Annotated in this window: 13 protein-coding genes; 7 read left to right on the top strand and 6 right to left on the bottom strand. The window is 34.7% G+C overall.

Annotation, left to right across the window (positions count from 1 at the left end; genetic code table 11):
• Window positions 1-229: 229 nt before the first annotated feature.
• Window positions 230-2,827 (top strand): bifunctional acetaldehyde-CoA/alcohol dehydrogenase, encoded by a 2,598-nt coding sequence (gene adhE, locus HMPREF9402_RS01175; protein WP_006783246.1) that lies wholly within the window; start codon window positions 230-232, stop codon window positions 2,825-2,827.
• 174 nt (window positions 2,828-3,001) lie between these two features.
• On the opposite strand, the gene HMPREF9402_RS01170 is transcribed toward adhE, so the two are convergent.
• The 6 genes from HMPREF9402_RS01170 to HMPREF9402_RS01145 form a co-directional block, all read right to left on the bottom strand.
• Window positions 3,002-3,679, bottom strand: coding sequence for an ABC transporter ATP-binding protein (locus tag HMPREF9402_RS01170; protein ID WP_006783245.1), 678 nt, complete (start codon window positions 3,677-3,679; stop codon window positions 3,002-3,004).
• 16 nt (window positions 3,680-3,695) lie between these two features.
• A complete protein-coding gene (locus HMPREF9402_RS01165; RefSeq protein ID WP_006783244.1) occupies window positions 3,696-5,228 on the bottom strand; it encodes an ABC transporter permease in 1,533 nt (510 codons plus the stop codon).
• A gap of 948 nt (window positions 5,229-6,176) precedes the next feature.
• On the bottom strand, window positions 6,177-6,392 hold the full coding sequence (locus HMPREF9402_RS01160; protein ID WP_006783243.1) for an alpha/beta-type small acid-soluble spore protein: 216 nt from the start codon (window positions 6,390-6,392) through the stop codon (window positions 6,177-6,179).
• 125 nt (window positions 6,393-6,517) lie between these two features.
• Complete coding sequence (locus HMPREF9402_RS01155) at window positions 6,518-6,715, bottom strand: alpha/beta-type small acid-soluble spore protein (protein WP_006783242.1); 198 nt, start codon at window positions 6,713-6,715, stop codon at window positions 6,518-6,520.
• A gap of 75 nt (window positions 6,716-6,790) precedes the next feature.
• On the bottom strand, window positions 6,791-6,973 hold the full coding sequence (locus HMPREF9402_RS01150; RefSeq protein WP_006783241.1) for an alpha/beta-type small acid-soluble spore protein: 183 nt from the start codon (window positions 6,971-6,973) through the stop codon (window positions 6,791-6,793).
• 83 nt (window positions 6,974-7,056) lie between these two features.
• Window positions 7,057-7,260, bottom strand: a complete 204-nt coding sequence (locus HMPREF9402_RS01145) for an alpha/beta-type small acid-soluble spore protein (protein ID WP_009606219.1) — start codon at window positions 7,258-7,260, stop codon at window positions 7,057-7,059.
• A 153-nt stretch (window positions 7,261-7,413) separates the two neighbouring features.
• On the opposite strand from HMPREF9402_RS01145, the gene HMPREF9402_RS01140 reads away from it, so the two are divergent.
• From HMPREF9402_RS01140 to infB, 6 genes are all read left to right on the top strand, one after another.
• Entirely contained in the window at window positions 7,414-8,160 is a 747-nt protein-coding gene (locus HMPREF9402_RS01140; RefSeq protein ID WP_006783239.1) for a TrmH family RNA methyltransferase, read from the top strand.
• Window positions 8,161-8,329: 169 nt separating this feature from the next.
• On the top strand, window positions 8,330-8,797 hold the full coding sequence (rimP, locus tag HMPREF9402_RS01135; protein WP_006783238.1) for a ribosome maturation factor RimP: 468 nt from the start codon (window positions 8,330-8,332) through the stop codon (window positions 8,795-8,797).
• A gap of 15 nt (window positions 8,798-8,812) precedes the next feature.
• On the top strand, window positions 8,813-9,868 hold the full coding sequence (gene nusA, locus HMPREF9402_RS01130) for a transcription termination factor NusA (protein ID WP_006783237.1): 1,056 nt from the start codon (window positions 8,813-8,815) through the stop codon (window positions 9,866-9,868).
• 27 nt (window positions 9,869-9,895) lie between these two features.
• Complete coding sequence (gene rnpM, locus HMPREF9402_RS01125) at window positions 9,896-10,168, top strand: RNase P modulator RnpM (RefSeq protein ID WP_006783236.1); 273 nt, start codon at window positions 9,896-9,898, stop codon at window positions 10,166-10,168.
• 9 nt (window positions 10,169-10,177) lie between these two features.
• On the top strand, window positions 10,178-10,480 hold the full coding sequence (locus HMPREF9402_RS01120) for a L7Ae/L30e/S12e/Gadd45 family ribosomal protein (protein ID WP_006783235.1): 303 nt from the start codon (window positions 10,178-10,180) through the stop codon (window positions 10,478-10,480).
• A 15-nt stretch (window positions 10,481-10,495) separates the two neighbouring features.
• On the top strand, window positions 10,496-12,595 hold the full coding sequence (gene infB, locus HMPREF9402_RS01115; protein ID WP_006783234.1) for a translation initiation factor IF-2: 2,100 nt from the start codon (window positions 10,496-10,498) through the stop codon (window positions 12,593-12,595).
• Window position 12,596 lies beyond the last annotated feature (1 nt).

Raw genomic sequence — 12,596 nt, 5'->3', positions numbered from 1 at the left:
CTTTTTTATTTTCAGTTAATAAAGATCAGACTTTAAATGGTTTTTTAGACTAATTTTTCAATAATATTCCATAAAAACGGTTACAAAAAGCGTTTTTTGAACTAAAAATTACTATTTTGTGAAATAATAAACGCTTTCACTACGTTTTCATTAGACAAATAATTCACAATGTAATATAATTACAACTGTAAGTAAGTGAATGTATTCACAATCTTGAGGAGGAGTCGGAATGACTAATAAAATTACAAATGTAGATGAATTAATGTCAACTCTTGAAACAGTACGCGCAGCACAAAGAGAATTTGCTAAATTTACGCAAGAGCAAGTAGATGAATTATTCTATAAAGCAGCAATGGCAATCAATAATTTACGTATTCCGTTAGCTCAAATGGCAGTTGAAGAAACTGGAATGGGATTAGTTGAAGATAAAGTGATTAAAAACCACTATGCTTCTGAATATATTTACAATAAATATCGTGATGAAAAAACTTGTGGAGTTTTATCTGAAGATTTATCATTCGGTATCCAAAAAGTTGCAGAACCTGTAGGAGTAATTGGGGCGGTTATTCCAACAACAAACCCAACATCAACTGCATGTTTCAAATGTTTAATGGCTATTAAAACTCGTAATGCAATCGTTATCTCTGCGCATCCACGTGCTAAAAACTGTACAAACTATACAGCAAAAGTAATTCGTGAAACAATCGAAGCAGCTGGAGCACCAAAAGGATTAATTGCATGGATTGACGAACCAAGTATCGAGTTAACAAATACAGTTATGAAAGAAGTAGATTTAATTTTAGCAACAGGTGGGCCAGGAATGGTTAAATCAGCTTATTCTTCAGGAACACCAGCAATCGGGGTAGGGGCAGGAAATACACCAGTTATTTTCCACAAAACATGTAATGTTCCAATGGCAGTTAACTCATTATTATTATCAAAAACATTTGATTATGGAGTAATCTGTGCGTCAGAACAATCAATCATCGTTGATGAATCAATTTATGAAAATGTTAAAGCTGAACTTAAAAAACGTGGAGCTTTATTATTAAATAAAAAACAATTAGATGCTGTTCGTGAAACAATCATTGTTAACGGAGCATTAAATGCTAAAATTGTAGGACAACCTGCATGGAAAATCGCTGAATTAGCAGGATTTGAAGTCCCTAAAGATACTAAAGTATTAGTAGGTGAAGTAACGGATACTTCATTAGAAGAGCCATTCGCTCATGAAAAATTATCAGTTGTATTAGCAATGTACAAATCAACTAACCATGAACAGGCAGTTGAAATGGCCTATACATTAGTAGAACACAGTGGATTAGGACATACATCAGCCATTTATGCAGATGAGTTACGTGCAGAAGCTGACATTCAAGCAATGGCATCTCGTATGCGTACAACAACATTCTTAATCAACCAACCAACTGCACACGGAGGAATTGGAGATTTATTCAACTTCGCTTTAGCACCATCATTAACATTAGGTTGCGGGTCTTGGGGAAATAACTCAGTATCAGAAAACGTTGGACCTAAACACTTAATTAATATTAAAACAATTGCTAAAAGGAGAGAGAATATGCTTTGGTTCAAAGTGCCTGCAAAAGTTTACTATAAATTTGGATGCTTACCAATCGCATTAGAAGATTTAAAATTTGATGGTAAAAAACGTGCATTCATCGTAACAGATAAAGTATTATTCGATTTAGGATATACAAAACATGTAACAGATGAATTAGATAAATACGGAATTCAATATACAATTTGTACAGATGTACATCCAGATCCATTATTATCAGATGCTAAAAAAGGTGCTCAAGCCATGGCTGAATTCAAACCTGATACAATCATTGCATTAGGTGGAGGATCTGCAATGGATGCAGCTAAAATCATGTGGGTATTATATGAACACCCAGAAACAAACTTCCAAGACTTAGCAATGCGTTTCATGGACGTTCGTAAACGTATCTTCCGCTTCCCTCAAATGGGTAAAAAAGCTAGCTTAGTATGTATCGCAACTTCAGCTGGTACAGGTTCTGAGGTAACGCCATTCGCTGTTATCACTGATGATGAAACAGGAGTAAAATACCCATTAGCTGACTACGAATTAACACCAACAATGGCGATTGTTGACCCAGTGTTAATGTTATCAATGCCAAAAGGATTATGTGCTGCTTCAGGTATCGACGTTTTAACTCATGCCTTAGAATCATTAGTAGCAACAGTAGCAACTGAATACACAATTCCATTATCATTAGAATCAGCTAAATTAGTATTCGATTACTTACCAGAATCTTACCATGGTGGGGCAGAAGCTAAAGTAGCGAAAGAGAAAATGGCTAATGCATCATGTATGGCAGGTATGGCATTCTCTAATGCAATGTTAGGATTATGTCACTCAATGGCTCATAAATTAGGATCAGCATTCCATATTCCTCATGGTATTGCAAATGCTTTATTAATCAACGAAGTTATTAAATACAATGCAACAGATGCACCATTCAAACAAGGAACATTCCCTCAATACGAAACTCCTCAAGCCATCGAACGTTATGCAAAAGCTGCTGAGTACTGTGGATTAACAGGACGTACAAATGAAGAGAAAATTCAAGCATTATTAAATAAAATCAATGAATTAAAAGCTGAAATCAATATTCCAATGAGTATCTCTGAATGTGGCGTATCAGAAGCTGATTTCTTAGCAGCAGTAGATAAATTAGCAGTAGATGCATTTGATGATCAATGTACAGGGGCTAACCCACGCTACCCATTAATCGAAGATATCAAACAATTATATTTAAATGCTTTCTACGGTGAAGCAAAATAATTAAAGTATTAATAAAAAAACTCCCTCACGCACACGAGGGAGTTTTTTATGATCTTAAAAATAGTCCTTTACTAAAACAGAAATAAGGACTAAATTAAAATTTTAGAATAGAAAAAGTTTTCTTCGCATAAAAAAATCCCTTAAAAGATAAATCAAGGGATTTTTTAAATTTTATTATTGATTCGCAACGACAACTTTACCGTCTTCAATACGATAAATAACATCACTATGCTGCGCGACACGGTCAGAGTGAGTGACAACAATGATACATTTATTAAATTGATGAGCTAAAACACGGAATAAGTCACAGATTTCTGCTTCTGTTTGAGAATCTAAGTTTCCAGTCGGTTCATCGGCAAAAATCAGATCAGCTCCGGTAACAAGCGCACGAGCAATTGCGACACGTTGTTGTTCTCCCCCAGAAAGTTGTTTAATAAATTTATGAGCTTTGATTTTTGAAATACCAAGTTTCTCTAAAAATCCTAAGGCTATTTCACGTTTATTTTTAGGCATTTCATTATCTGTAATTTTCATCGCCATTTCAACATTTTCAACAGCTGTTAAATAAGGAATCAAGTTGAAAGACTGGAATACGATTGCCATATGATTACGACGATATTTCACAAAACCAATTTCTTGAATCGGTTTTCCGTCTACAATCACTTGGCCTTGTTGGATATCGTCAAGTCCCGCTGCAATTGAGAGTAACGTTGATTTTCCAGATCCAGATGGACCTAAAATAGAATAAAACTGTCCACGTTCAAACGTACAATTGACATCTTCAAGGACAATACGGCGAATATCACCGTCAACATAAGCATGAGAAAGATTTCTTAACTCTAAGATAGACATTATAAGGCACCTCGCTTTATCGAATGGTTAAAATAGTTTTTGGATTATATCGCATGATGAAGATAATCGGAATAAAGGTACTAACAGCAACAACTAGAAGTCCATAGGCCATTAATTCAAGATAAACAATTGGATCGAGTTCAATATTAAAGCTTGTGACGAAGTCAGTATATTGTAATGTTGAGCTTTCGTTACTATACATTTGCTCAGGAACATAAATATTAAAATTATTTGATTGCGTCATCGCGCTTTCCATTTGGGTTTGTAATAGTTGTTGTCCGTAGTATTTAGCGATAAAATTACCAGAAACAATTGATAAGCTAAAGGCTACTAAGGCAATAATTAATAACTCGCTCATTAATTGACCAATGACTTTAAGTTTACTTTCACCAAGAGATAATAGAACCCCAATTTCATATTCACGGCTTTTTAACGTTAATGAAGTAATTAAACTTAAGATTAAAATTCCAGCTCCAAACACAATGTAAATAATTAAATTTGACGTTTGAGTCATGCTATCAATTGATTTAGCAATTGAATCATACGTTGAATTCCCAACTTTTAAAACATGATATTCAGAAGGTAATAAGCGTGTATTATCTTCGATAAAATCACGCACTTTTAGAGGATCTTTTAATAAATAACCGATGGTATTCGGTTGAACTTCACTATATTGCTCTAAATATTCGTCTGCTTCTTCTTGTGTCCAATACCCCTGGGCAATACTTTCTTGAATTGATTCCTTTTGTACTTCAAAACTTAACTCATAAGCGACATTATAAGGCACATAAATTTGAGTCGCCACACGTTCTGTCATCCATGTGTCATTTTGGTCGGCTGCACTTAAATTTCGATAAATTCCAACAATTTCAAAATCATTTTCAGTTGTACTTGGAAGTGCTGCTTCTTCAGCATCCCAAACCATTTTGAAATCGACAGGGAGCGTATCTCCAACAGATAAATTATTTGCTTTAGCAAGGTTTTCTTCAATAACTAGCACATAATTGCTATTAGCGACATCATCTTCATTAATTCCACGTCCATCTACAATTTCAATCGTTCCACTGGCTACTTTAAATTCACTAGAACTTGATCCTAACATTTCATAGTAATCTGGTTCTTGGAACGTTTCAGTATTTCCTTCTGAATCAGTACTTGTAATCCAATTTCCCCCGCCTTGGCTATTAGGATCTTTGTATGCCTTAATTGAACGAATTAAAGCAGTTGATTGTGTACTTAAATCAAAAGCTTCCACATCGTTTGAACGACCAATTTCAAGGGCAGTCTCGAGCGAAATGTTTGGCATGGGATCTGTTTCCGAGTCAACAAATCCAAGCTCTTGAGCACGCCAATATCTATCATAATCTTGAGTGTAATAAATGATAGGAGTCATTTGACTAAGTGTTGCATTGGTTGCCTTCTCAGTCCCTTTAAGAATAAAAATTCCTGTTACGATGAGATTGGAAATGACAAACATAACTAAAAAAATCATTAATGATTTCATCGGCTTACGAATATTTTGTTTCCAAGCGCGAAATAAAAAATCCATGTATAGTTCTCCCCTTTATAATAAAAATAATGGATAAAATAATAAAACTTACCATTTCATCTGTTTTATATTTTATCATAAAGAGTAGCTAGAAACGTGTCTGAGTCATTAAATTAAGAAATTCTTAAGAATTAAAAAAGTAGCACCGAAGTGCTACTTTATCACTTATTTAATTGTAACAAATCGATTCAATGGAAACACCTCATTTAACATATCACTTAGTGTTTGAACAAAAGTTAACTGATACACGAGATTTATAACAAACTAGTGCTAAACCAGTACAACGGAAACACCTCATTTACGTTATAGTGTTAAATCATACACAACCACATCATTTATAATAAATCAGTGAATAAACGGTACAATGGAAACACCTCAATTACGCTCATTTAGCGTTTTATAGTACAGAAGCAAACACCACATTTATAATAAATTAGTGCTTAATCAGTACAACGGAAACACCTCATTTATGATGATTTAGTGTCTATTAGAATCAATTGTTAAAGTTGGCGGATTGGATTTCATGTTTTATCCCTCGCATTTTTGATAATAAAATCGTGATAACAACTTAAAACTTTGGCGGATTAGCTAACATAACATCATCCTCACATTCTACAAAAACTGCAAAACATTGAGTAACAGTAAGTGCATAATCAAGAATTTCTAATTAAAGAAAATTCAACTCCAAAAACGTTGGTGGATTAGATTCCATCCTTGATCCCTCACATTTCTTTAAGAGTTTGTGACACTGGATCTTTCGTGTTTTTCACGGTAATAATTTTATCAAAACTTTGGCGGATTTGCATTCATCTTGATCCCTCACGTTTAATTAGAATTTGACGTGATATTTAAATAAGTTGGCGGAATATCGTTCATGTTATGACCTCACAGTCTTGTTTGATAAAACGGACCTTGACGCTTTGACATGAAACAGTATACCTAGTTTAATTATTGTTGGTTTTGAGAAGCACCTAATTGTGATTGAGCTTGTTTCACTAAACGTTTAGTGATTTCACCACCAACAGATCCGTTTTGACGAGCTGTAGCATCAGCTCCTAAAGTAACACCTTGTTCACTAGCAATCTCATATTTCATTTGATCGATAGCAGCTTGTGCTGATGGGACAACTAATTTGTTTGATGAGTTGTTTGAATTGTTTGTCATGTTGTTCACCTCCTGACAATAAATATAATATCCATCCATCGACAAATTCATACGAATCTATCGATGGAAATTTATTCATATTTTTTAGAAGCTTAGTAGTAAAGAAAATAACGTTGGCCCAATCGTTATTTTTGTGAAGTTCCACTCATTTGTTGCTGTGCCATTGCAACTAAACGTTTCGTAATTTCACCACCGACTGAACCGTTAAGACGTGAAGATGTATCAGCACCTAATTCGACACCAAATTCGCGAGCAATCTCATATTTCATTTGATCAAGAGCAGCTTGAGCACCAGGAACCACTAATTTATTACGACTTGACATATTAATAACCTCCTGTAATGGTAATCTTGAATGATACTTCTGTTTCTTTTTCTTTAAAACTAAATTTAAATCCGGTTATTTTAAGTTTTGTTTAGCTTGGGCAATTAAACGTTTTGTAATCTCACCGCCAACAGCTCCATTTTCTTGAGCTGTTGCAGTACGTCCAAAGTTAACACCAAGTTCTTTAGCAATTTCGTATTTCATTTGATCCACGGCTTCTTGAGCACCAGGAACGATTAATTTATTACGAGTAGCCATAGGGGGCACCTCCCGATAGATATCAATTGTAACTTTAATGACAATTGAAGTTGAATAACAAAACCTTTAAATTAAATTCATAACTATTTTTGGTTAGTATAGCCTGATCCAAGTTGTGATTGAGCTTGTTTCACTAAACGTTTAGTGATTTCACCACCAACTGAACCGTTTTGACGAGCTGTAGCATCAGCCCCTAAAGTCACACCTAATTCACTAGCAATCTCAGCTTTCATGTTATCAATTGCAGCTTGAGCACCAGGAACCACTAATTTATTACGGTTTGCCATGATTGTCACCTCCTGACAATCATAATTTGTGCAGATTCGACAAAATAATACACTTAAATAAATATTTTTTTAAAAAAATCAGTTGTAAGATTCAAAAATAGTGTATAGTAAAGAAGACGAATTAAATAAACAATCAATATAATAGGTGATGAGATGTTAATTGAATCAAATAATAACCCTAAATTTAAAAAATGGGCGAAACTAAAACAAAAAAAATATCGATACCAATCTCTTGAGTACATTGTCGAAGGGGAACACTTAGTTTTAGAAGCTATTAAAATGAATGTCGTGAAAGAAGTCTTAGTTAAAGAAGGAACAACTCTTCATTTAAACGAAGATTATCATGCCGTTTCAAATATTTATCTTTTAAAAGAAAATTTATTCGACCAAATTGCTTCAACCGAAACACCCCAACCGATCATGGCTGTCTGTGAAATGAAAACAATGAACATTAAAAACCAACATCGTTTGCTATTACTTGATCGAGTGCAAGATCCAGGCAACTTAGGAACATTACTAAGAAGTGCGGTCGCATTTGGATTTGATGGAGTCATTCTTGGAGATGGATGCGTTGATTTATATAATGAGAAAGTGATTCGTTCAACGCAAGGTGCCATTTTTAAATTACCTATTTTGAATCAAAACTTAGAAGAAGCTGTGACATCATTAAAAGAACAAGGGGTTCGAATTTATGGAACGAGTCTTCAAAATGGTCGTCCTTTAAATGAAATAGAAGAAACGATGAAAATGGCTTTCATTCTTGGAAATGAAGGAAGTGGCGTTTCAAAAGAGTTATTAAGTTTGACAGATGGAAATATTTTTATTGAAATGAGTGAAAATATTGAATCTTTGAATGTTTCGATTGCTGGAAGTATTATAATGTATCGTTTTCGTCAATAATAAGGGTGAATGTTTCCCATACTAAATAGTGAACAACACAATTATTCATCATATACTTTACTCTCGATATAAATTGTGTTACAATATTTTCACATAGTATTGCGTGTAAGAGTGGGGCTTCCCACTCTTTTGTATTATGGTCAAAATGTTTGAAAGCGGTGAAATTCTAATGTCAAATATCGTTGCAAAAACAGAAGAATTAGTTAAACCAATTTGTGAAGCTAATAATGTTGAATTAGTTGATGTTGAGTATGTAAAAGAAGGTCAAAACTTCTTTTTGCGCGTGTATGTTGATACACCAGAAGGAATCGACATCGATCAATGTGCTGATGTAGCAGAAGCACTAAGCGAGAAACTAGATCAACATGATTATATTGAAGATGAGTACATGTTAGAGGTTTCATCACCAGGCGCTGAACGTCCTTTAAAAACAAAAGAAGCCGTTGCTGAATCAATTGGTGCGTATATTAATGTAAAGACGTATAAAGCAATTGATGGACAAAAAGAGTTTGAAGGACATCTAATAAAATTTGAAGAGGATATTTTAACTCTTGAAGTTTTAGTGAAAACACGTAAAAAGGTAGTTGAAATACCTTATGATAAAGCTGCGAAGGTTCGTCTTGCGATTAAATTTTAAGGAGGATAAAAAAGGATGAATACGAAAGAGTTTTTTGCTGCTCTAGAATTACTTGAAAAAGAAAAAGGTATTTCTAAGGATATTATTATTGAGGCATTTGAGCATGCATTAATCAGTGCTTATAAAAAGAATTTTAATCAAGCGACAAATGTTAAAGTTGAGATTAACGAAGTCACTGGAACAGTGAAATTATATCAACAAAAAACAGTGGTTGAAGAAGTGACAAGACCACAAGAACAAATTAGCTTAGATGAAGCAATGCGATTAAATCCACACTATCAAGAAGGGGATATCATCAACTTCGAAGTAACTCCTAAAGATTTTGGACGTATCGCGACTCAAACAGCTAAACAAGTCGTGAAACAACGTATTCGTCAAGCAGAACGTGATAACTTATTCCAGGAGTTCAAAGATCGTGAAGGTGAAATTGTAACTGGAATTGTTGTAAAAGATGATGGGAAACATGTTTTTGTAGACTTAGGAAAAATTGAGGCATTACTTCCAATACGTGAAATTATGAATCCAGATGAAATCAAACCAAATTCTCGTATTAAAGTGTACATTAGTAAAATTGAGTCAAAAAATAAAGGACCTGTGGTATATGTATCACGTAAAGATCCAAACTTAATTAAACGCTTATTTGAATTAGAAGTCCCAGAAATCTATGATGGAACAGTTGAAATTATGTCTGTTGCACGTGATGCTGGAGATCGTACAAAAATCTGTGTGGCTTCAGAAGATGAAAATGTCGATCCAGTAGGAGCATGTGTAGGTCCATCAGGACAACGTGTTCAAAACATTGTAGACGAGTTAAACGGTGAGAAAATTGATATCATTCAATTCTCTAAAGATCCAGCTGTATTAGTGGCAAATGCTTTAAGTCCAGCTCAAGTGTCAAAAGTTGTCGTGGATGAAGCAAAAAAAGCAACAGTTGTCCTTGTTCCAGATAACCAATTATCATTAGCAATTGGTAAGCGTGGACAAAATGCTCGTTTAGCTGCTCAATTAACAGGATGGAAAATTGATATCAAACCTGAATCAGAAGCAGATAATTTAGGTATTGAATTATAATTCTAAATCGCGCAAGGAGGTCGCTCAATGAAACAAAAGAAAATCCCTATGCGTAAGTGTGTCATTACAGGTGAACAACAACCGAAAAAAGATTTAATTCGTGTGGTTCGTGGAACCGATGGCGAAGTGTCAGTTGATCCAACTGGAAAGAAAAATGGACGTGGTGTTTATCTTCATTTAACACCTGAAGTTGTCGCTTTAGCTAAAAAGAAAAATGTTTTAAGTCGTCATTTAGAAGTTGAAGTCCCAGAGACTATCTATGAAGAATTAGAGCAATTAGCAGGGAAGCAAATGAAATAGGTGATGTGAATGAATCAACAGTGGTTAAGTTTTCTTGGCTTAGCATTAAGTGCAGGAGCGGTTATCACAGGTGAACAAATGGTAGTGCAGGCAATTCAAGCTAAAAAAGTGCATTTAGTTATCTTAGCTGAAGATACGTCAGCTAATACGTTTAAAAAAGTAACGGATAAATGTCGCTTTTATAATGTTGAATGTGTGCAAAAAGCCGACAGCTTAGAATTAGGTCATGCCTTAGGAAAGGAATTCCGAAAAGTTGTCGGAATTACCAATCCCAACTTTGCAAAAGCATTAAGTAAGAAAATGAATGCATAAGAGAGAGGTGACATAATGAGGGTTCACGAATATGCAAAACAATTTAATGTTTCAAGTAAAGAGGTGTTGCAAGTTTTAGAAGAAAACAACATCTCAGTAAAAAGTCATATGTCAGTGTTAGGAGACGATGTTATATTGATGCTAGATAAAAATTTTAAAAACGAACAAGGTTCAAAAATCGAAGATGTAAACAACACAGAAAAAGAAACAACAAATGAGACAGACGATTTATTTAAATACGATGATTATTTAGAAGTTAACCGTCCAAAAATCACTAAAAAGAAAAAAGGTTCAAATCAAAAGAAAATTAAAAATGAAAAAAGCGATCGTATCGCAAACGTTCCAGTTAAAGAAGATGCTGAAGCAAACATTGTTTACTATAGTGAAGATTTAACAGTAGGTGAATTAGCAGAACGTCTTGGAAAATCAACTGGAGAAATCGTAAAACAATTATTAATGCTTGGAATGATGGCAACAGTTAACCAAACATTAGATCGTGAAACAGTTGAATTAGTAGCTGAAGAAGCTGGATTCGAAGTTAAAGATAAAATCTTTACAGATGTGATTGAATTTGAAAAAATCGTTTTAGAAGATTCAGAAGAAGATTTAGAAAAACGTCCACCAGTTGTGACAATCATGGGACACGTTGACCACGGTAAAACAACTTTATTAGATGCGATTCGTAACTCGCGTGTTGTAACTGGAGAAGCTGGAGGAATCACACAACATATCGGTGCATACCAAGTAAATCATAATGGAAATGTGATTACATTCTTAGATACACCAGGACATGCTGCCTTCACTTCAATGCGTGCTCGTGGAGCACAAGTTACAGATATCTGTGTTCTTGTTGTCGCAGCAGATGATGGGGTGATGCCTCAAACAAAAGAAGCAATCGATCATGCAAAAGCAGCTGGAGTTCCAATTATCGTTGCGGTTAATAAAATGGATAAACCAACAGCGAACCCAGATCGCGTAATGCAAGAATTAACAAACTTCAACTTACTTGCTGAGGAGTGGGGAGGAGATACCATCTTCGTTCGTCTTTCAGCATTACAAGGTGAAGGAATTGATGAATTACTTGAAATGATTAACTTAGTATCTGAAATGGCTGAGTTAAAAGCGAATCCAAAACGTTTAGCGACAGGTACTGTAATCGAAGCGAAACTTGATAAAGGTCGTGGACCAGTTGCAACATTATTAGTTGAAAATGGAACATTACGTATTGGAGATTCAATCGTTGTAGGTAACACTCATGGACGTGTTCGTGCGATGGTAGATGATTTAAATAAACGTATTGAAGCAGCGGGACCATCAACTCCAGTTGAAATTACCGGATTAAATGATGTGCCACAAGCTGGAGATCGCTTCATGGTATTCCCAAGTGAAAAAGAAGCCCGCCAAATTGCAGAACAACGTACAGCTAATGCTCGTGAACTTGGAAACAAAGCTGGTAAGGCTGTTTCATTAGATGATTTATTCTCTCAAATTCAAGAGGGTGAGTTAAAAGAATTAAACTTAATCATCAAAGGTGACGTTCAAGGTTCAGTTGAAGCATTAAGCGGTTCATTACAAAAAATTGATGTAGAAGGTGCAAAAATTAACATTATTCGTGCATCAGTTGGAACAATTACTGAAACAGATGTAACATTAGCATCAGCTTCAGGAGCAATCATTATTGGATTTAACGTTCGTCCATCAGCAGCAACTCGCCAACAAGCGGCAGCTGAAGGAGTAGATATTCGCTTACATTCAATTATTTATAAAGTAATTGATGAAATCGAAGCAGCAATGAAAGGTCTTTTAGATCCAGTATTCGAAGAAAAAGTAACAGGACAGTTAGAAGTTCGTCAAACATTCAAAGTTTCAAAAGTTGGAACAATTGCAGGATGTTATGTAACGGATGGATCGGTATCTCGTAACGCAAGCGTACGTGTTATCCGTGATGGAATTGTTGTTTTTGAAGGTGAATTAGGATCATTAAAACGTTTCAAAGATGAAGTTAAAGAAGTTAACTACGGTTACGAGTGTGGAATTACAATCGACCGTTTCAATGATATCAAAGAAGGAGATATCATCGAAGCTTACGTTATGGAAGAAGTAAAACGCGCTTAGT

The organism is Turicibacter sp. HGF1 (genome assembly GCF_000191865.1).
In the GTDB taxonomy this organism is placed as follows: domain Bacteria; phylum Bacillota_I; class Bacilli_A; order MOL361; family Turicibacteraceae; genus Turicibacter; species Turicibacter sanguinis.
Note: the sequence above shows the minus strand (reverse complement) of the source record. Positions and strands in the feature narration are given on the sequence as shown.